12 protein-coding genes are annotated in these 18,057 nt (G+C 71.3%); 7 read left to right on the top strand and 5 right to left on the bottom strand.

The features are described 5' to 3' along the window. Positions 1-50 precede the first annotated feature (50 nt). The 7 genes from ACIPPM_RS07905 (at position 51) to ACIPPM_RS07875 (ending at position 11,183) form a co-directional block, all read left to right on the top strand. Positions 51-1,262, top strand: a complete 1,212-nt coding sequence (locus ACIPPM_RS07905; protein ID WP_401444455.1) for a phosphoglycerate kinase — start codon at positions 51-53, stop codon at positions 1,260-1,262. A gap of 6 nt (positions 1,263-1,268) precedes the next feature. After that, a complete protein-coding gene (tpiA, locus tag ACIPPM_RS07900) occupies positions 1,269-2,045 on the top strand; it encodes a triose-phosphate isomerase (protein ID WP_401444453.1) in 777 nt (258 codons plus the stop codon). A gap of 122 nt (positions 2,046-2,167) precedes the next feature. Then, positions 2,168-2,404: a preprotein translocase subunit SecG gene (secG, locus tag ACIPPM_RS07895; RefSeq protein WP_393597368.1), complete on the top strand. Its 237-nt coding sequence runs from the start codon at positions 2,168-2,170 to the stop codon at positions 2,402-2,404. Positions 2,405-2,657: 253 nt separating this feature from the next. Further along, positions 2,658-2,993 carry an RNA polymerase-binding protein RbpA gene (locus ACIPPM_RS07890; protein WP_003957010.1) on the top strand — a complete coding sequence of 112 codons (336 nt, stop codon included), beginning with the start codon at positions 2,658-2,660 and terminating at the stop codon, positions 2,991-2,993. Positions 2,994-3,116: 123 nt separating this feature from the next. Continuing rightward, on the top strand, positions 3,117-4,385 hold the full coding sequence (locus tag ACIPPM_RS07885; protein ID WP_401444450.1) for an MFS transporter: 1,269 nt from the start codon (positions 3,117-3,119) through the stop codon (positions 4,383-4,385). A 76-nt stretch (positions 4,386-4,461) separates the two neighbouring features. Then, positions 4,462-6,108: a glucose-6-phosphate isomerase gene (gene pgi / locus ACIPPM_RS07880; protein WP_401444447.1), complete on the top strand. Its 1,647-nt coding sequence runs from the start codon at positions 4,462-4,464 to the stop codon at positions 6,106-6,108. A 239-nt stretch (positions 6,109-6,347) separates the two neighbouring features. Beyond that, positions 6,348-11,183, top strand: a complete 4,836-nt coding sequence (locus tag ACIPPM_RS07875) for a DUF3320 domain-containing protein (protein WP_401444445.1) — start codon at positions 6,348-6,350, stop codon at positions 11,181-11,183. A 66-nt stretch (positions 11,184-11,249) separates the two neighbouring features. On the opposite strand, the gene pgl is transcribed toward ACIPPM_RS07875, so the two are convergent. Genes pgl through tkt form a run of 5 tightly spaced genes read right to left on the bottom strand, consistent with a single transcriptional unit; the run spans position 11,250 to position 17,912 of the window. Continuing rightward, a complete protein-coding gene (pgl, locus tag ACIPPM_RS07870) occupies positions 11,250-12,032 on the bottom strand; it encodes a 6-phosphogluconolactonase (RefSeq protein WP_393597376.1) in 783 nt (260 codons plus the stop codon). Beyond that, positions 12,029-13,135, bottom strand: a complete 1,107-nt coding sequence (opcA, locus tag ACIPPM_RS07865) for a glucose-6-phosphate dehydrogenase assembly protein OpcA (protein ID WP_401444442.1) — start codon at positions 13,133-13,135, stop codon at positions 12,029-12,031. The genes pgl and opcA overlap by 4 nt, the downstream gene beginning before the upstream one ends. After that, complete coding sequence (gene zwf / locus ACIPPM_RS07860) at positions 13,132-14,670, bottom strand: glucose-6-phosphate dehydrogenase (protein ID WP_401444439.1); 1,539 nt, start codon at positions 14,668-14,670, stop codon at positions 13,132-13,134. Before zwf ends, opcA begins: the two co-directional genes overlap by 4 nt. Position 14,671: 1 nt before the next feature. Further along, positions 14,672-15,790: a transaldolase gene (gene tal / locus ACIPPM_RS07855; protein ID WP_401444437.1), complete on the bottom strand. Its 1,119-nt coding sequence runs from the start codon at positions 15,788-15,790 to the stop codon at positions 14,672-14,674. A 34-nt stretch (positions 15,791-15,824) separates the two neighbouring features. Beyond that, positions 15,825-17,912 (bottom strand): transketolase, encoded by a 2,088-nt coding sequence (gene tkt, locus ACIPPM_RS07850; protein WP_401444436.1) that lies wholly within the window; start codon positions 17,910-17,912, stop codon positions 15,825-15,827. Positions 17,913-18,057 lie beyond the last annotated feature (145 nt).

Below are 18,057 nucleotides of genomic sequence, written 5' to 3'. Positions count from 1 at the left end.
CGCCCTCTTACGATCAGGGGCACCACGAGCCCTCCTCAGGAGTCCACTCAATGAAGACGATCGACGAACTTCTCGCCGACGGCGTGAGCGGCAAGCGGGTCTTCGTCCGCGCCGACCTCAACGTGCCGCTGGCCGACGGGACCATCACCGACGACGGCCGCATCCGTGCCGTCGTGCCCACCATCAAGGCCCTCGCGGACGCGGGCGCCGAGGTGGTCGTCGCCTCCCACCTGGGCCGCCCCAAGGGCGCCCCGGACCCGGCCTACTCGCTGCTCCCCGTCGCGGAGCGCCTCGGTGAACTCCTCGGCGCCCCGGTCGCCTTCGCCGAGGACACCGTCGGTCCCGCCGCCCACGCCGCCGTCGACGGCCTGGAGCCCGGGCAGGTCGCGGTCATCGAGAACCTGCGCTTCAACCCCGGCGAGACCTCCAAGGACGACACCGAGCGCGGCGAGTTCGCCGACCAGCTCGCCGCCCTCGCCGACGTGTACGTGGGCGACGGCTTCGGCGCCGTGCACCGCAAGCACGCCTCGGTCTACGACCTCCCGGCCCGGCTGCCGCACTACGCCGGGTACCTGATCGCCCGCGAGGTCGGCGTCCTGAAGAAGCTCACCGACGACGTCAAGCGCCCCTATGTCGTCATCCTCGGCGGTGCCAAGGTCTCCGACAAGCTCGCCGTCATCGACGAGCTGCTCGGCAAGGCCGACCGGCTGCTCATCGGTGGTGGCATGGCCTACACCTTCCTCAAGGCGCAGGGCCACGAGGTCGGCATCTCCCTCCTCCAGGAGGACCAGATCCCGGCCGTCAAGGAGTACCTGGAGCGCGCCGAGAAGAACGGCGTCGAGCTGGTCCTGCCCGTCGACGTCCTGGTCTCCCCGGAGTTCCCGGACCTGAAGACCAAGGCCCCCTCCCGGCACACCGTGGTCGACGCGGACAAGATCCCCGCCGACCAGGAGGGCCTGGACATCGGCCCGAAGACCCGCGAGCTGTACGCCTCGAAGCTGGGCGAAGCCGAGACCGTCTTCTGGAACGGTCCGATGGGCGTCTTCGAGCACCCCGACTACGCCGAGGGCACCAAGGCGGTCGCCCAGGCCCTGGTCGACTCCGACGGCTTCACCGTCGTCGGCGGCGGTGACTCCGCCGCCGCGGTGCGTACGCTCGGCTTCGACGAGAACGCATTCGGCCACATCTCGACCGGCGGCGGCGCCTCCCTCGAATACCTCGAGGGCAAGACGCTCCCCGGCCTCGCCGCACTGGAGGACTGACCCCGCATGACCACTCGCACGCCGATCATGGCGGGCAACTGGAAGATGAACCTCAACCACCTCGAGGCCATCGCGCACGTCCAGAAGCTCGCCTTCGCCCTGGCCGACAAGGACTACGAGGCCGTCGAGGTCGCCGTCCTGCCGCCCTTCACCGACCTGCGCTCCGTGCAGACCCTGGTCGACGGCGACAAGCTCAAGATCAAGTACGGCGCCCAGGACATCTCCCAGCACGAGTCCGGCGCCTACACCGGCGAGATCTCCGGCCCGATGCTGGCCAAGCTGAAGTGCTCCTACGTGCTCGCCGGGCACTCCGAGCGCCGCCAGTACCACCACGAGACCGACGACGTGGTCAACGCCAAGGTCAAGGCCGCGTTCCTGAACGGCCTCACCCCGATCCTGTGCGTCGGCGAGGAGCTGGACGTCCGCGAGGCCGGGAACCACGTCGCCCACACCCTGTCCCAGGTCGAGGGCGGTCTGAAGGACGTCCCGGCCGAGCAGGCCGAGACCGTTGTGATCGCCTACGAGCCCGTGTGGGCCATCGGCACCGGCAAGGTCTGCGGCTCCGAGGACGCGCAGGAGGTCTGCGGCGCGATCCGGGGCAAGCTCGCCGACCTGTACTCCCAGGACGTCGCCGACAAGATCCGCATCCAGTACGGCGGCTCGGTGAAGTCCGGCAACGTCGCCGAGATCATGTCCAAGCCGGACATCGACGGCGCCCTGGTGGGCGGCGCGTCGCTGGACACGGACGAGTTCGTCAAGATCGTTCGGTTCCGCGATCAGTGATGAGGGCCGCGAGTAGGCGGTAGCGGCGATACGTCGTACTCTTGCGGGGGCATGGCCATGGTGTCGTGCCCCCGTCGTCCAGCTCAAACCGTCCGTCCGAATCCGAGGAAGTTGGTCCAGCCGTGGTTTTGGGGTTCTCGATCGCCCTGATCGTCTTCAGCCTGCTGCTGATGCTGCTGGTGCTGATGCACAAGGGGAAGGGCGGCGGCCTCTCCGACATGTTCGGTGGTGGCATGCAGTCCTCCGTGGGCGGCTCCTCGGTCGCCGAGCGCAACCTCGACCGCATCACGGTCGTGATCGCCGCGCTCTGGTTCGCCTCCATCATCGTGCTCGGCCTGCTCATGAAGTCGAGCGGCTGACCGAAGCCGAGGCCGGGCGGGGCACGCGTAACAGCCGCGGCGCCCCGCACACCCCACAAGTGCATACATTCCACACGTAAGGCCCCATGTTCGGTACGCGCTCACGAGCGCGGCCTATCATGGGGCTTGCGTCTGGGCGGGGGCGGTACCTCCCATCACTGGACGCGCGTTGGGCCTTACGTAAACTGAGGCGCTCGCGGCGAAGCGATAGGCCGACCTGCTTCGCGGCACCATCACGCAGGGAGTTACGACCGTGGCAAGTGGCAACGCGATCCGGGGAAGCCGGGTCGGTGCGGGGCCGATGGGCGAGGCCGAGCGTGGCGAGTCCGCCCCGCGTCTGCGCATCTCCTTCTGGTGCTCCAACGGGCACGAGACCCAGCCGAGCTTCGCCAGCGACGCGCAGGTCCCCGACACCTGGGACTGCCCGCGCTGCGGCTTCCCGGCCGGTCAGGACCGGGACAACCCGCCGGACCCGCCGCGCACCGAGCCCTACAAGACCCACCTCGCCTATGTGCGCGAGCGGCGCAGCGACGCGGACGGCGAGGCGATCCTCGCCGAGGCGCTCGCCAAACTGCGGGGCGAGATCTAGGAGTTGACACCGGCCGGGACCCGAGAGGGTGTCCGGCCGGAGCTGTCCCGTCCCCTGGTCGGACCCCGTTGTCAGTGGTGCCCCCTACCGTGTGTGAGGTAACTGCGACTCAGGGGGCAGACCATGACGACGGCTCAGGTGGTGGAGGCGGCAACGCCCGCGTGGCGCGGGGGATTCGGGCGGTTGTGGAGCGCCGCCGTGCTCTCCCGCTTCGGCGACGCGTTACGTACGGCCGCGCTGCCGCTGCTCGCCGTGCGGCTCACCGACGACCCGCTGGCCGTCGCCGCCGTGACCGCCTGCGGGTATGTGCCCTGGCTGCTGTTCGGACTGCTGGGCGGCGCCCTGGCCGACCGCGTGGACCAGCGGCGCGCGATGTGGGGCGTGGACGTGGCACGCGGACTGCTCGTCGCCGCGTTCGCCCTCGCGGTGGCCCTGGGACACGCCTCGATCCCGCTGCTGATCGCCCTCGCCTTCTCCCTCACCGCCCTCCAGACCCTGTTCGACAACGCCGCCACCGCCCTGCTGCCCTCCGTGGTCCGGCCGGAGTCCCTGGGCAGCGCCAACGCCCGCCTGATGACCGGTCAGCAGCTCGCCGGGGGGCTGCTCGGCGGACCTCTCGTGCCGCTGCTGCTGACGGCCGGGGCGTTCCTGCCCTACGCGGCGGACGCCGTCACCTACCTCCTGGGCGCCGCGCTCGTGGCCTCCCTGCGCATCGGAACGCCATCCCGTGAACCGCGCCCGCCCGGCGCCACCCTGCGCGCCGACGTGGGGGAGGGGCTGCGTGCCCTGTGGCGGGACCGGGCACTCCGGGCCATCTGCGGAGCCACCCTGCTGTGCAACCTCGGCATGGGCGCCCTGATCGCCACCCTGGTCCTGCCTGTCACCGGCTGGCTGCACGCGGGCAACGCGGGATACGCGGCCGCCATGACCGCCTACTCGGCGGGCAGCATCGCCGGAGGCTTCCTGGCCCAGCGGCTGGCGGGCCGCCTCGGCCGGGTGAGGGCCCTGCTGCTGGGCGGCACCGTGCAGACCGGCGCGCTGCTCCTGCTGGGCTCCGTCCGGGAGCTGGCCGCGCTCGTCGTCGGTCTGCTGCTGCTCGGCGCGATGGGCATGGTGTGGAACGTCAACCAGGTGACGCTGATGCAGGAGCGCGCCCCCGCCGCCATGACCGGCCGAATCTCGGCCGCCTTCCGCACCGCCTCGACCGGCGGTGCCCCGCTGGGCGCCCTGCTCGGCGGCCTCGCTGCCGGTTCCCTCGGCCTCAACGCTCCCGCCCTGTTCACGGCCGCCCTCTTCGCGCTGGCGGTGCTCGCACTGATACCGGCGCGCTCGGCGGACGTATCGGAGGACGAGAAGCGGACCGGTGTCACCACCGGTCCCTGCCCAGGGTGATCAATTAGGTTGGTCCCGCCGTGGGCACACGGGGCAGGACAGGCGACAGGCGCAGAGAGGAAGGCGGAAGCCGGAGATGAACGCAGAAGGCCGTACGGCACTGAACCGGACGCCCGAGTGGGCCGCTCTCGAGGAGCACCGCGCGGGATTCGGCGGGACGAGCCTGCGGGAGCTGTTCGCCGCCGATCCGGAGCGCGGACGGACGTACACGGTCCAGGTCGGGGATCTCTACATCGACTACAGCAAGCAGCTCGTGGACGCCGAGGCGCTGCGGCTGCTGCGCGAACTGGCCGTCGCCACCGATGTGTTCGGGCAGCGGGACGCGATGTTCCGCGGTGACCGGATCAACACGACCGAGGACCGGGCGGTGCTGCACACCGCGCTGCGCGCGCCTCGGGGCGCGGTGGTCGAGGTCGACGGCGAGAACGTGGTCCCGGCCGTGCACGCGGTGCTGGACAAGATGACCGGCTTCGCCGACCGGGTCCGCTCGGGCGAGTGGACGGGTCACACCGGCAAGCGCATCAAGAACATCGTCAACATCGGCATCGGCGGCTCCGATCTCGGTCCCGCGATGGCGTTCGAGGCACTGCGCCCGTTCACCGACCGCGACCTCACGGTCCGGTTCGTGTCGAACGTGGACGGCGCCGACCTCCACGAGGCCGTGCGGGACCTCGATCCGGCGGAGACGCTGTTCATCGTGGCGTCGAAGACGTTCACGACGATCGAGACGATCACCAACGCGACCTCGGCCCGCACATGGCTGCTGGACGCGCTCGGTGACGACAAGGCCGTCGCGAAGCACTTCGTGGCGCTGTCGACGAACGCGGAGAAGGTCACCGGGTTCGGTATCGACGCGGACAACATGTTCGAGTTCTGGGACTGGGTCGGCGGCCGGTACTCCTTCGACTCCGCGATCGGCCTGTCGCTGATGATCGCGATCGGTCCGGAGCGGTTCGGTGAGCTGCTGGACGGTTTCCACACCGTGGACGAGCACTTCCGCACCGCCCCGGCCGAGTCCAACGCCCCGCTGCTGCTGGGCCTGTTGGGGATCTGGTACGGGAACTTCTTCGACGCGCAGTCGCACGCGGTGCTGCCGTACAGCCACTACCTGTCGAAGTTCACCGCCTATCTGCAGCAGCTGGACATGGAGTCCAACGGCAAGTCCGTCCAGAAGGACGGCACGCCGGTGGAGTGGCAGACCGGACCCGTCGTCTGGGGCACGCCCGGTACCAACGGGCAGCACGCCTACTACCAGTTGATCCATCAGGGCACGAAGCTGATCCCGGCGGACTTCATCGGCTTCGCGCGTCCGGTGGACGAGCTGAGTGACGAACTCAAGGCGCAGCACGACCTGTTGATGGCCAACTTCTTCGCCCAGACCCAGGCCCTCGCCTTCGGCAAGACCGAGGAAGAGGTCCGGGAAGAGGGGGTGCCGGAGGAGCTGGTCCCGCACAAGACCTTCCAGGGTGGGCGGCCGACCACCACCATCCTGGCGCCCGAGCTGACCCCGTCCGTGCTCGGCCAGCTGATCGCGCTCTACGAGCAGAAGGTGTTCGTGCAGGGCGCGGTCTGGAACATCGACTCCTTCGACCAGTGGGGCGTCGAGCTGGGCAAGGTCCTCGCCAAGCGCATCGAACCCGCCCTCACCGAGGGCGCCGACGTGCCCGGCCTCGACCCGTCGACCCGGGCGCTGGTCGCCGAGTACCGGGAGATGGGCGGCTGACCGGCCGGTGAGGCGGGCGCGGCGGCCCCACACCACCGCGCCCGCCACCTGAGAGATTCCGGCACCGCAGGTCAAGCGGAAGCATTCCGATCGCACAAGAGTTCCCCGTACTTTCACAACAGATCCATATCGAGTTGTCGATCTTCGGTGTGGCGACGGAAAACACCTGATAGGGAGATACCTCCAGGGGGGCCGGAGAGGGTGGTCACCCCTGCGCAGCTCCGGGAGGTACCCACCACATGGCCCATCAGCCGCACACCCTGTTGAAGGCCGTGCTCGACGGATGGCGGAACTCGCTGCTGGACATGGGCGGCCGCAACCGGCTGCTGAACTTCCGGCACACCAGGACCGCCACCCTGGAGATCACCGCACCGGACCCGGCCGCCCTCCTCGCGGAGCTGGCCAAGGGTTGGGACTTCGCCCCCGTCACCGAGCGGGAGCCCGGGGTCCAACTGGCCAAGGCGGGCGACGGGAACACCGCCCGGCGTTCCCGGCCCGGACTGGTCACCCAGAAGACCACCCAGGCCACCCTGGACAGTTCGCTGTACCAACTCCGCCAGAAGTCCGGCCAGATGTTCAACGACTACGGCCTCTGGGTGCTCTGGCTCGGCATCGGCATGCTCGACTGGCGCGAGGAGGGTGCGCACGAGAGTAGCGCCGCCCCGCTGCTCCTCGTCCCCGTGGAGCTGCGCCGGGACGGCGACCGTCGGTACCGCCTGCACCCGGCCGACGGGCAGGAGCGCATCCACAACCCGGCGCTCGCCGTGAAGGCGGACCGGCTCGGCGTCGACTGGTCGCCCGTCACCGGCACCGACGCCGCCGACCTGCCCGCCGTCCTCGCCGCCGCCCGGAAGGCCACCGCCCGGCAGGAGGGCTGGGCGGTCCAGGAGCGGGCGGTGCTCGGTCTGTTCGCCTCCCACCGCGAGGCGATGTACCAGGACCTCCAGCAGAACGAGGAGCAGATCCTCGCCCATCCGCTGGTCCGCGCCGTCGCGCTCGGCCCCGACGCCGGGCTCCCCGCCGACCTGGTCGATTTCGAGCCGCCCGGCCTCGACCGTATCGACGAGGTCCAGCTGCCCGAGCGGACCCCGCTGGTGCTCGACGCCGACGCCTCCCAGCGGCAGTGCGTCGCCGCGGCGCTGGACGGGCGGTCCTTCGTGATGAGCGGGCCGCCCGGCACCGGCAAGAGCCAGACCATCACCAACCTGATCGCCGCGCTGATGCACGCGGGCCGCAGCGTGCTGTTCGTCAGTGAGAAGGCCGCCGCGCTGGACGTCGTACGCAACCGGCTGGGCGCGGTCGGCCTCGGTGACTTCGTCATGGCGTTGCACAGCGGGGACACCAGCAAGAAGGCGGTGGCCACCGAGCTCGCGCGGGTGCTCACCACCGAGGCCCGCGTCACCGGCGCCGCCGCCCACGAACTGGAGCGGGCCCGCACCCTGCGCGAGGAGCTCTCCGCCTACGCCGCCGCCATGAACGAGACCCGTGACCCCCTCGGCCGCACCCTGCACGATGTACTCGGCCGACTGGTCCTGCTGGAGCAGGCCGGGACCCCGCAGCTCCCGCTCGGCGCCCGCAACGCCAAGGCCGCTCGCGGCCTGAGCGCCGCCGCGTTCCAGGAACTCCTGGCCGCCGCCGGTACCGTCGCCCGCGCCTGGCGGCCCGCCGCCGAGGGCGACACCTTCGCCTGGCGCGGTCTGACCGGCACCGCCCCGCACCAGGCCGTCTCCGAGGCCGCTGACGCCCTGGGCGCCCTGGTCACCGCCGCCGGACGCCGTCCCTTCGCCGTCACCGTGGACGAACCCCGCACGGTCCGCGAACTCCAGCAGCTCGTCCGTACCGTGAGCGCGGGACTGGGCGTCACCGCGTCGGCCGACGGCGCGCTGCCCGACGACATCACCGCGCAGACCGCCCAGCTCGCGGACCTCTTCGGCATGCCCAAGCCGGACCGGCCCGACGCCGCGTTCGCCCTGTGCGAGCTGGCCGCGCTCACCACCGCCGGACACCGCCCGCCGCGCGACTGGTTCGACGCCGGGACGCTGCGCCGCGCCCACACCGCCGCCGGTGAACTGCGCGCCGCCCTCGACACCGAGGAGCGGGCCCGTGCGGCCGCCGCCGACGTGTTCGGCGAGCAGCTGCTCGCGGAGCCCGGATTCCCCGCGCTGGTCGCCCGGTTCGGTGAAGAGCACAAGGGGCTGATGGCACGCTTCTCCGCGCGGTACAAGGCCGACCGCGAGCACCTCACCGGACTCACCCGCACCGGCACCTGGGACAAGACCCTCCTCGGCAGGCTGGACGACGCCCTCGCCTGGCATCAAGCGGCCGCCGAGGTCGCCCGGCTCACCCAGGCCCACCGGGACCTCCTCGGCCCGTACACCCCGCACACCCTCCCGGCCTGCGCCGACACGGATCGCGCCCTGGCCACCGCCGACCGCATTGCCGTGCTCGGCGCCCCGGCCGAGCGGTCCGCCCTGCTCGGGGACCGCCTCGCCGCCGACGCCGACCCCGATCCGCTGCCCGCGCTGCTCGCCGACCAGATCCGGAGCGCGCTTGCCGCCTGGTGCGCCGCCGCCACCGCCCGCGCCGAACGCTGGAACGCAGCCGTCACCGAGCTGCTCGACCAGTTCGGCCCGGCCCGCCGCACCCAGCTCTCACCCGCCCTGCTCGGCCCCCTCGACCAGGCAGGACAGGCGATCGACGCCCTGCTGAACGACCCGCAGGGCCCCGAGGTCTGGCACACCCACCTCGGCGGCGTCGCCGTACTCGCCCGGCACGGCGCCGACGCCCTGGTGGCCAGTGCCGCTGAGCGCGGACTCGACCCGGAGCGGCTGCCCGAGGTCGCCGAACAGGCGGTGTTGCGCGCCTGGGCCGACGACCTGCTCGCCACCGACCCCCGGCTGCGCAGCACCCGCTCCGAGGACCTGGACACCCGCGTGGCCGACTTCCGCGCCGCCGACCTGCGCCTGGTCGCCGCGGCGGGCGGGGCGGTGACGGAGGCGTGCAACAAGCGGCGCCCGCGCAACTTCGCGAGTGGCGGCGGCGCCGTCATCGTCCGCGAGGCGGAGAAGAAGACCCGGCACATGCCGGTGCGTGAACTCCTCGGCCGCACCCGCGAGGTCGTCCAGGCGGTCAAGCCCTGCTTCATGATGAGCCCGCTGACCGTCAGCCAGTTCCTGCCCTCGGACTTCCACTTCGACGTGGTGGTGTTCGACGAGGCGTCCCAGGTGCGGCCCAGCGACGCGGTGAACTGCATCTACCGGGGCCGTACCCTGATCGTCGCCGGTGACGACAAGCAGCTCCCGCCGACCTCGTTCTTCGACTCCTCCGTCGACGACGACTCCGACGAGTACGCCGAGGACCTGCCCGACTCCTTCGAGTCCCTGCTGCACGCCTGCAAGGCGGGCGCGATGCGCGAACTCCCCCTGCGCTGGCACTACCGCAGCCGCCACGAGAACCTGATCACCTTCAGCAACCGCGAGTTCTACGCCAACTCGATGATCACCTTCCCCGGCGCGGTGGCCGAGGGCGAGGACGTGGGCGTGGCCTTCCTGGCCGCCGACGGTGTCTACGACCGGGGCGGGCGCCGGGACAACCAGGCCGAGGCCGAGTTCGTGGCCCGGCGGGTGCTGCACCACTTCGACACCCGGCCCGGCAAGACCCTCGGCGTCGTCGCCCTCTCCCAGGCGCAGGCGTCCGCGATCGACCTGGCCGTGCAGCAGGCCCGGCTCGCCCGGCCCGACCTCGACCACTGCTTCACCGAGGACCGGCTCGACGGGTTCTTCGTGAAGAACCTGGAGTCGGTGCAGGGCGACGAGCGCGATGTGATGATCATGTCGATCGGCTACGGCCCCGACGAACACGGCCGCCTCGGCCTCAACTTCGGCCCGATCAACAAGAACGGCGGCTGGCGACGCCTCAACGTGGCGGTCACCCGCGCCCGCTTCCGCATGGAGGTCGTCTCCTCCTTCCGGGGCACCAGCCTGGCCGACAGCACCAACGAAAGCGTGCAGTACCTCAAGCGCTACCTGGAGTACGCCGAGAACGGGCCCGCCGTCCTCGCCCGTGACGTGGTCCAGTCCGACGCCGAACCCGACAGCCCCTTCGAGGAGTCCGTCCTCGCCGTGCTGCGCGACTGGGGCTACCGGGTCCAGCCGCAGGTCGGCGTCGCCGGGTACCGCATCGACCTGGGCGTACACCACCCGGAGCGGCCCGGCGCCTACGCCCTCGGCATCGAGTGCGACGGCGCGATGTACCACTCCTCCAAGGCCGCGCGCGACCGGGACCGGCTGCGCGAACAGGTGCTGAACGGACTCGGCTGGCGGCTGCACCGCATCTGGGGCACCGACTGGTACCGGGGCCGCGCGGCTGCGGAGCTCCGGCTGCGCGAGGCCGTCGAACAGGCCGTCGCCGACGGCCCGTTGGTCACGCCGACCGGCCCGGCGCCCGTCGCCACGGTGCCCGAGCAGCGGACCGAGCCCGTCCAGACCCCGCCGGAGCGCGTCCCCGTCGACCTCGGCACCGGGCGCGAGTGGAGCGCGCCGTACACCGCGGGCATCGTCACCGTCGCCCCGCGCCACGAACTGCACACTGCCGAGGCCCGGCCCGCGCTGCGCGAGCTGCTGGCCCGGATCGTCGAGGCCGAAGGGCCCGTGCACGAGGACCTGTTGGTGCAGCGGGCGCGGGAAGCCTGGGGCGTCGGCCGGGCGGGCAGCCGCATCCGGGACAACGTCCGCGCCGTCGCCGACGCCCTGGTGCGCTCCCGGAGGATCGCCTCGGACGACGGCTTCTACGCGCTCGCGGACCCAGGCCCGCTGAAGGCCCGTCACCCCCGCGAGGGCGACACCCCGCGCAAGGTCGTGCACATCGCGCCCGGCGAACGCCATGTGGCCCTGCGCGAACTGGCCGCCGAGTGCCCCGGCATGACCGAGGACGAACTCATCAAGCAGACCTGCGAGTTCTTCGGCTGGCGGCGCACCGGCAAGGACATTCGCGACCGGCTCGCCGCCGACATCGCGGAACTCCGCCGCGCGGGACGGCTCCAGGGCGGCCCGGACCAGGTGAGCGCCGTACGCTGACCCGCCGTCCGCCGACACACGAAAGGGGCGACGGGGAAACCCCGCCGCCCCTCTCCCGCGCTCAGCTCACGGTGAAGCAGGCGGATACATCGAACGCGGCAGGTCCGACGCCGCGGCCGAGTCCAGCAGCCACAGCGTGCGCGCCCGGCCCTGGGCACCGGCCGCCGGGGCCTGCACCTCGCCCGCGCCGGACAGCGCGATCGCCACCGCCTCGGCCTTGTCCTCGCCCGCCGCCAGCAGCCACACCTCACGCGCCGCGCGGATCGCGGGCAACGTCAGGGAGGTCCGGGTCGGCGGCGGCTTGGGCGCGCCGTGCACACCCACCACCGTGCGCTCGGTCTCCCGCACCGCGGGCAGCTCCGGGAAGAGCGACGCCACATGCGTGTCCGGGCCGACGCCCAGCAGCAGCACGTCGAACTCCGGCACCTCGGCGTGGTCCTCGGGACCGGCCGCCTTGGCCAGCTCCGCCGCGTACGCCCCGGCCGCCGCGTCCACATCCGCACCGTAGGGCCCGTCGGAGGCGGGCATCGGGTGCACCCGCGCCGGGTCCAGCGGTACGGAGTCCAGCAGGGCCTCGCGGGCCTGCGTGTAGTTGCGGTCCGGGTCGCCCTCGGGGAGGTAACGCTCGTCGCCCCACCACAGGTCGAGACGGCCCCAGTCGATCGCGTCCCGCGCCGGTGCCTTCGCCAGCGCGGCCAGCAGACCGTTGCCGTTGCGGCCACCGGTGAGGACCACCGAGGCATGACCGCGCGACGCCTGCGCGTCCACGATCTTGGTGATCAGCCGCGCGGCGGCGGCCTCGGCCATCAGTTCCTTGTCGCGGTGCACGACCAGTTGCGGAGTGCTCACTTCGACGCCGCCTTCCTCGCGAGGGAGTTCGGGGTCGGCCGCTCGGCCTCGCCCTCCTCGGTACCCGCCTCGGACTCGGCCACGGCCACCACGGTGACCGCCTCGTCCTCCGAGGTCTCCGCACCCTTCTCCGTGGACGCCGCCGGAGCGCCGCCCAGCGCCGCCACCGCGTCCGCGCCCATCGCCAGCCGCTCCACGCCGTAGCGCAGGGCCGCCGCATAGGTGTCGTCCGGGTCGAGCCTGCGCAGTTCCTCCGCGATCAGCTCGGCGGTGTCCCGGCGCTGGAGCGCCACCGCGCGGCCCGGCTGGCCCTTGATGGACAGGTTCGCCAGCGAACCGTCCGCCCGGTCCAGCACGACCGGCCCGCACGTCGTCTCCATGCGGACCGCCGTCAGACCCGGCCCCGCGGACAGTGAACGCCGCACCGGCACGCCCAGCCGGTCCGCCAGCCACATCGCCAGCAGCTCACAGCTCGGGTTGAACTCCTCGCCCTCGACCTCGACGGACCGCACCTCGCAGTCCACCTGGTCCAGGGCCGCCGCCAGCATCGAACGCCACGGCGTGATCCGCGTCCACGCCAGGTCGGTGTCGCCCGGCGTGTACGTCTCCGCACGCGCCGCCAGCTCACGCACCGGCTGCTCGGAAGCGTAGGTGTCGGTGACCCGGCGCTGCGCCAGCGCGCCCAGCGGGTCTTCGGCGGGGTTCAGCGGAGCCGTCACCGGCCACCAGACCACCACCGGGGCGTCCGGGAGCAGCAGCGGCAGCACCACCGAGTCGGCGTGGTCGGACACCTCGCCGTACAGCCGCAGCACGGCCGTCTCGCCGGTGCCCGCCTCCGCGCCCACCCGGACCTCGGCGTCCAGCCGGGAGCCGGTGCGGTCGCGCGGGGTGCGCGAGACACGCCGGATGACGACCAGCGTGCGCGAGGGGTGTTCCCGCGAGGCGTCGCTCGCCGCCCGCAGCGCGTCGTAGGCGTTCTCCTCGTCGGTGACGATGACGAGGGTCAGCACCATGCCCACGGCGGGCGTGCCGATGGCGCGGCGGCCCTCGATCAGGGCCTTGTTGATCTCACCGGCGGTGGTGTCGGTCAGGTCTATCTTCATGGCCGGCGCCAGCTCCGTCCGTCTCGTGCGAGCATCTCGTCGGCCTCGGCCGGACCCCAGGTCCCCGACTTGTACTGCGCGGGCCGCCCGTGCTCGTCCCAGTACTCCTCGACCGGGTCGAGGATCTTCCAGGACAGCTCGACCTCCTCCGTGCGCGGGAAGAGGTTGGCGTCGCCCAGCAGCACGTCCAGGATCAGCCGCTCGTACGCCTCGGGGCTGGACTCGGTGAAGGACTCGCCGTACGCGAAGTCCATCGACACGTCCCGGATCTCCATCGAGGTGCCGGGCACCTTGGAGCCGAAGCGGACCGTGATGCCCTCGTCCGGCTGGACGCGGATGACGATCGCGTTCTGGCCCAGCTCCTCGGTCGCCGTGTGGTCGAACGGGGAGTGCGGCGCCCGCTGGAAGACCACCGCGATCTCGGTGACCCGGCGGCCCAGCCGCTTGCCGGTGCGCAGATAGAAGGGGACACCCGCCCAGCGGCGGTTGTCGATCTCCAGCTTCAGCGCCGCGTAGGTGTCGGTCTTCGACTTGGGGTCGATGCCGTCCTCTTCGAGGTAGCCGATGACCTTCTCGCCGCCCTGCCAGCCGGAGGCGTACTGGCCGCGCACGGTGTGCTCGCCCAGGTCCTTCGGCAGCCGTACGGCACCGAGCACCTTGGTCTTCTCCCGGGCCAGCGCGTCCGCGCCGAAGGAGGACGGCTCCTCCATGGCGGTCAGCGCGAGCAGCTGGAGCAGATGGTTCTGGATCACGTCACGGGCGGCGCCGATGCCGTCGTAGTACCCGGCGCGGCCGCCGATGCCGATGTCCTCGGCCATGGTGATCTGGACGTGGTCGACATAGGACCGGTTCCAGATCGGCTCGAACATGGTGTTGGCGAAGCGCAGTGCCAGGATGTTCTGGACGGTCTCCTTGCCCAGGTAGTGGTCGATCCGGAACACCTGGTCCGGCTCGAACACCTCGTGCACGACCTTGTTCAGGTCCTCGGCCGACTCCAGGTCGTGGCCGAACGGCTTCTCGATGACCGCGCGCCGCCAGGAGCCCGTGGACTGGTCGGCCAGCCCGCTCTTCTTGAGCTGCTGGATGACGACCGGGAAGGCACCCGGCGGCACCGACAGGTAGAAGGCGAAGTTGCCGCCCGTGCCCTGCTGTTTGTCCAGCTCGTCGATGGTCGAGCGCAGCCGCTCGAACGCCTCGTCGTCGTCGAAGGTGCCCTGGACGAAGCGCATCCCCTGGATGAGCTGCTGCCAGACCTCCTCGCGGAACGGCGTACGCGCGTGCTCCTTGACGGCGTCGTGCACGACCTGGGCGAAGTCCTCGTCCTCCCAGTCGCGGCGGGCGAAGCCGATCAGGGAGAAGCCCGGCGGCAGCAGACCGCGGTTGGCCAGGTCGTAGACGGCCGGCATCAGCTTCTTGCGCGACAGGTCGCCGGTGACGCCGAAGATCACCAGGCCCGACGGCCCCGCGATGCGCGGGAGCCGTCGGTCCGCGGGATCACGAAGCGGGTTCGCTCCGGAACCGTTGAGGGGTGACAAATCAGCCCTCCGAGGGGGCGAGGCGCTTCAGCTCCGCCTCGGTCGACTTGAGCAGGTCGTTCCAGGACCCCTCGAACTTGTCCACGCCCTCGTCCTCCAGCACCTGGACGACGTCGTCGTAGGAGATGCCGAGGGCCTCGATCGCGTCGAGGTCGGCGCGGGCCTGCTCGTAGGTGCCGGACACCGTGTCGCCGGTGATCTCACCGTGGTCCTCGGTGGCCTCCAGGGTGGCCTCCGGCATGGTGTTGACCGTGTTCGGCGCGACCAGGTCGGTGACGTACATCGTGTCCGAGTACGCCGGGTCCTTCACACCGGTCGACGCCCACAGCGGACGCTGCTTGTTCGCGCCCGCCTTCTCCAGCGCCTTCCAGCGGTCGGAGGAGAAGACCTCCTCGTACGCCTGGTAGGCGAGGCGGGCGTTGGCGATCGCGGCCTTGCCGAGCAGCGCCTTCGCCTCGTCGGTGCCCACGGCCTTCAGCCGCTTGTCGATCTCGGAGTCCACGCGGGACACGAAGAAGGACGCCACCGAGTGGATCTTGGACAGGTCCAGGCCGCGCTCCTTGGCCTTCTCCAGGCCGGTCAGGTACGCGTCCATGACCTTGCGGTACCGGTCGAGGGAGAAGATCAGCGTGACGTTGACGCTGATGCCGTTGCCGATCGTCTCCGCGATGGCGGGCAGGCCCGCCTTCGTCGCCGGGATCTTGATCAGGGTGTTCGGGCGGTCCACCAGCCACGCCAGCTGACGGGCCTCGGCGACCGTGGCACGCGTATTGTGCGCGAGCCGCGGGTCGACCTCGATGGAGACCCGGCCGTCCTTGCCGCCGGTCGCGTCGAAGACCGGGCGCAGGATGTCGGCGGCGTCACGGACGTCCGCCGTGGTGATCATCCGGATGGCCTCTTCGACCGTGACCTCACGCGCGGCGAGGTCGGTCAGTTGCTGGTCGTAGCCGTCGCCCTGCGAGATCGCCTTCTGGAAGATCGTGGGGTTGGTGGTGACGCCCACGACGTGCTGCTGGTCGATCAGCTCGGCGAGGTTGCCGGACGTGATCCGCTTGCGCGACAGGTCGTCCAGCCAGATCGCCACGCCTTCCTCGGAGAGGCGCTTCAGTGCGTCTGTCATGGAAATTGCATCTCCTACGTGTCGTTTACGGGCGTCAGCGCTGTGTGGCGGCGAGGGATTCCCGCGCCTTGTCCGCCACGTTCTCCGGAGTGAAGCCGTACTCGCGGAACAGGACCTTGCCGTCCGCGGACGCGCCGAAGTGCTCCAGCGAAACGATGCGGCCGGCGTCACCCACGTACTTGTGCCAGGTCAGACCGATGCCCGCCTCGACGGCGACGCGGGCCTTGACCGACGGCGGCAGCACGGAATCCCGGTACCCCTGGTCCTGCTCCTCGAACCACTCGACCGACGGCATCGAGACCACGCGGGTGGGCACGCCCCCGGCCTGCAGCTGCTCGCGCGCCTCCACGGCGACGTGCACCTCGGAACCGGTGGCGATCAGGATCACCTCGGGCTCGCCACCCTCGGCCTCGAACAGGACGTAGCCGCCACGCGCGGCGTCCTCGTTCGGGTCGTACGTCGGCAGGCCCTGGCGGCTCAGCACCAGGCCGGTCGGGGCGCCCTTGCCGAACTCCTTGGTCCAGCGCTTGAGCACCTCGCGCCAGGCGATGGCGGTCTCGTTGGCGTCCGCCGGACGGACCACGTTCAGACCGGGGATGGCGCGCAGCGCGGCCAGGTGCTCCACCGGCTGGTGGGTCGGGCCGTCCTCGCCGAGACCGATCGAGTCGTGCGTCCACACGTACGTCACCGGCAGGTGCATCAGCGCCGACAGCCGGACGGCGTTGCGCATGTAGTCGGAGAAGACGAGGAACGTACCGCCGTAGACCTTGGTGTTCCCGGCCAGGGTGATGCCGTTCATCTCGGCGGCCATGGCGAACTCACGGATGCCGAAGTGGATCGTGCGGCCGTACGGGTTCGCCTCCGGCAGCGGGTTGCCCGCCGGGAGGAAGGAGCTGTCCTTGTCGATGGTCGTGTTGTTCGACCCGGCGAGGTCGGCGGAGCCGCCCCATAGCTCGGGGATGACCGGGCCCAGCGCCTGGAGGACCTTGCCGGAGGCGGCACGGGTGGCCACGCTCTTGCCGGTCTCGAAGACCGGGATCTTCAGCTCCCAGCCGGTGGGCAGGGCGCCCTCGCTGATGCGGTCGAACTCGGCCGCGCGGTCCGCGTTGTTCTCGCGCCAGACCTGGAAGCCCTTCTCCCACTCCGCCTTGGCCTGGCGGCCGCGCTCCAGGGCGCCGCGGGTGTGGTCGAGGACCTCGTCGGCGACGGCGAAGCTCTGCGCCTCGTCGAAGCCGAGGACGCGCTTGGTGGCCGCCACCTCGTCGTCGCCGAGCGCCGAGCCGTGCGCGGCCTCGGTGTCTTGGGCGTTCGGGGCGGGCCAGGCGATGATCGAGCGCATGGCGATGAAGGACGGCCGGTCGGTGACCGCCTTGGCCTTCTCGATCGCCGCGTAGATCGCCGCCGGGTCGAGGTCGCCGTCGGCCTTGGGCTCGACGCGCTGGACGTGCCAGCCGTACGCCTCGTACCGCTTCATCGTGTCCTCGGACACGGCGGTCTCGGTGTCGCCCTCGATCGAGATGTGGTTGTCGTCCCACAGCAGGATCAGGTTGCCGAGCTGCTGGTGGCCCGCGAGCGAGGACGCCTCGGAGGAGATGCCCTCCTGCAGGCAGCCGTCACCGGCGATGCAGTAGACGTAGTGGTCGAACGGGGACGTGCCCTCGGGCGCGTCGGGGTCGAACAGGCCCCGCTCGAAGCGGGACGACATCGCCATGCCCACCGCGTTGGCCACACCCTGGCCCAGCGGGCCGGTGGTGGTCTCGACGCCCTTGGTGTGCCCGTACTCCGGGTGACCGGGGGTCTTCGAGCCCCAGGTGCGGAAGGACTTCAGGTCGTCCAGCTCCAGGCCGAAGCCGGCCAGGTAGAGCTGCGTGTAGAGGGTCAGGGACGAGTGACCGGCGGACAGCACGAAGCGGTCGCGGCCCACCCACTGCGGGTCGGCCGGGTCGTGCCGCATCACCTTCTGGAAGAGGGTGTAGGCGGCCGGGGCCAGGCTCATCGCCGTGCCGGGATGGCCGTTGCCGACCTTCTGTACGGCGTCGGCGGCCAGGACCCGGGCGGTGTCCACGGCCCGCTGGTCCAGCTCGGTCCACTCAAGGTCTGTGGTGGTCGGCTTGGTGCTCACCCTGGCTCAGGGCTCCTCTCCACATGTGGTTCGCCGGTTCGCGGCGCGTGGCGCCCGCCGGCCGCCGGTGCACTGGTGTCCACCGGCCGTTGTCGAGCCTACCCCCGAGGGGACGTGCGTTTTTTCGAGTCATTCCAGACTGCCG

It is taken from the genome of Streptomyces sp. NPDC090119 (assembly GCF_044747085.1).
Lineage (GTDB): Bacteria > Actinomycetota > Actinomycetes > Streptomycetales > Streptomycetaceae > Streptomyces.
Note: the sequence above shows the minus strand (reverse complement) of the source record. Positions and strands in the feature narration are given on the sequence as shown.

Coding starts and splice junctions, on each gene's coding strand:
- tpiA (WP_401444453.1), top strand. CDS start 1,269: ATGACCACTCGCACGCCGATCATGGCGGGCAACTGGAAGATGAACCTC.
- ACIPPM_RS07885 (WP_401444450.1), top strand. CDS start 3,117: ATGACGACGGCTCAGGTGGTGGAGGCGGCAACGCCCGCGTGGCGCGGG.
- opcA (WP_401444442.1), bottom strand. CDS start 13,135: ATGAAGATAGACCTGACCGACACCACCGCCGGTGAGATCAACAAGGCC.
- ACIPPM_RS07905 (WP_401444455.1), top strand. CDS start 51: ATGAAGACGATCGACGAACTTCTCGCCGACGGCGTGAGCGGCAAGCGG.
- ACIPPM_RS07875 (WP_401444445.1), top strand. CDS start 6,348: ATGGCCCATCAGCCGCACACCCTGTTGAAGGCCGTGCTCGACGGATGG.
- pgi (WP_401444447.1), top strand. CDS start 4,462: ATGAACGCAGAAGGCCGTACGGCACTGAACCGGACGCCCGAGTGGGCC.
- tal (WP_401444437.1), bottom strand. CDS start 15,790: ATGACAGACGCACTGAAGCGCCTCTCCGAGGAAGGCGTGGCGATCTGG.